The sequence below is a fragment of the Treponema sp. R8-4-B8 genome (assembly GCF_054786175.1).
This window is the reverse complement of sequence record NZ_BDHE01000076.1, coordinates 1-1,849: the sequence shown is the minus strand read 5'-3', so window position 1 is coordinate 1,849 and position 1,849 is coordinate 1. Positions and strand designations below refer to the sequence as shown.

1 protein-coding gene is annotated in these 1,849 nt (G+C 48.7%); it reads right to left on the bottom strand.

What is annotated here, in order from left to right:
• Positions 1 to 1,849, bottom strand: a 1,849-nt coding sequence (locus tag ACYVRA_RS06315; protein ID WP_461251900.1) for a peptidase U32 family protein, incomplete at both ends; no start/stop codon positions are given.

The following is a 1,849-nucleotide window of genomic DNA, read 5'->3' as shown; positions in this document are numbered from 1 at the left end:
CACATCTAGATGTGTATAAGAGACAGATACGGGGGTTGCCGGGAGAGTGTAGTAGAGGTCGTTTTTGGTTGATACGAAGAACGCTCCGCCGTGAGGGTCTGCCGCCGTTTCGCCGCAGGGGAGGGCCGGCTTCATCCTTGATATGAAGAGCGGAGGCCTGCCGTAGATTTGGGCTACGCCGGATACGGTGTTCGACGAGGGGGGCGGGCAGACGCTATCTCTGATGTTTAGGTACTCGTTCTCCCACGAAAAGACGAATTTGCCGACGCCGTGCCGATGGAGTTCCGCCTGGGTGAAGCGATTCATACACCACAATAGGGAATCGGAGACGAGACTGTCGGCGCCTTTTACGAGCGGGAAGTGGCCCACGTTTGAGACGGTGAAAGAGCGCAGGCCGAGAGAAAGACATTTATCAATAATATCGCGCCACAAATTCAATTTCGGCTCTTCGATGAACGGCGACAGGGCTATGGATATGCGCGAGCGCCAAGTCTTTATGGCTTCGCGGGCGCTGATTAACGATTCCAACTCGGCGATACCGGCGTCGAAGATCAGGCGTTGGCAGGGCGTGGCGGTTATCATATCTAACCATTGCAGACTATCGACTTTGAACCATAACGTGGGTTTTGTTGATGGATTTTGATTGATGACGCTATCGGTATCAATGGGTGGATGTTGCGGCGTTAGACTGTTGGCTATTCGCTTGGCTGACGGGTAGGTCGGTTTTATGTTGATAGCGGTAGCGGTATCAATATCGGTATTATTGATAGTTGTATTGATACCTGTGTTGATACCGGCCTTGCCAATTAGGAAGACGCTGTCGCCTATCGTACATTTTATTGATTGTGATGGTGTGATTTTTATTTGATGGCCATCATTACTACCTATTAATCGACAACTTGCCACCTTACACGCAATCCCTTCAAACCCGTCTTTGGGATGGATACGTAAACGGTCGTTTTTCTCTATTGTCAATGTATCATCCGTATTAATACTGTTGATACCGTTAATACTATTGATAACAAACGCTCCCCCATCACAATCAACAACCGTTCCCAAGAAAATCCCCGTACCTGACGGTCTATTCGGGTCTATCGCCTCCACTCGCCGTCCATCCATAAAAAAGACCGTCTTGGCCCGCCCGAAATCAAAGCGCAGCATTTTTTCAGCATAATCTATATCATCAGGAAAATCAATAATATGGCGATACGCTTTAACGACGGTGCTAACATACTCCGCGCCCTTCATCCGCCCCTCGATCTTGAAACACGCAACTCCGGCCTTTGTCAATTTATCAATAAACGGAAGCGCCTGAAGGTCATTCGGGGAGAAGAAATATCCATCTGCGGTATCAATACTGTCTGTACTAATATTATCTGTACTAATACCATCGGGATCAACACTATCAGTACCGATACCGCTTATCACCGAACTATCTTTTATCCGACCGATCCTTTTAAACCGTCTCCTGCAAACCTGCGTACACCGTCCCCTATTCCCGCTCGCGCCGCCTATAAAACTGCTCGCCAAACACATCCCCGACATTGAATAACACAACGCGCCGTGGATAAATACCTCCGTCTCAATGGGCGACGCCATTGTCGTCGCCTCAATCTCTTCCAATGATAACTCCCGCGCCAATACCGCGCGTTTAACGCCGAGCGATTTTAAAAATTCCGCCCCGTAAGAATTGTTTACCGCCGCTTGCGTACTGCCGTGAATCCGCAAATTGGGGAAATTATCCGCAGACAACCTCATCAATCCAATATCAGCGGCAATCACAGCGTCCACACCTAATTGATCCAACTGATACAGTACATTCAAAGCGGAAGCGATTTCATTTTGCTTT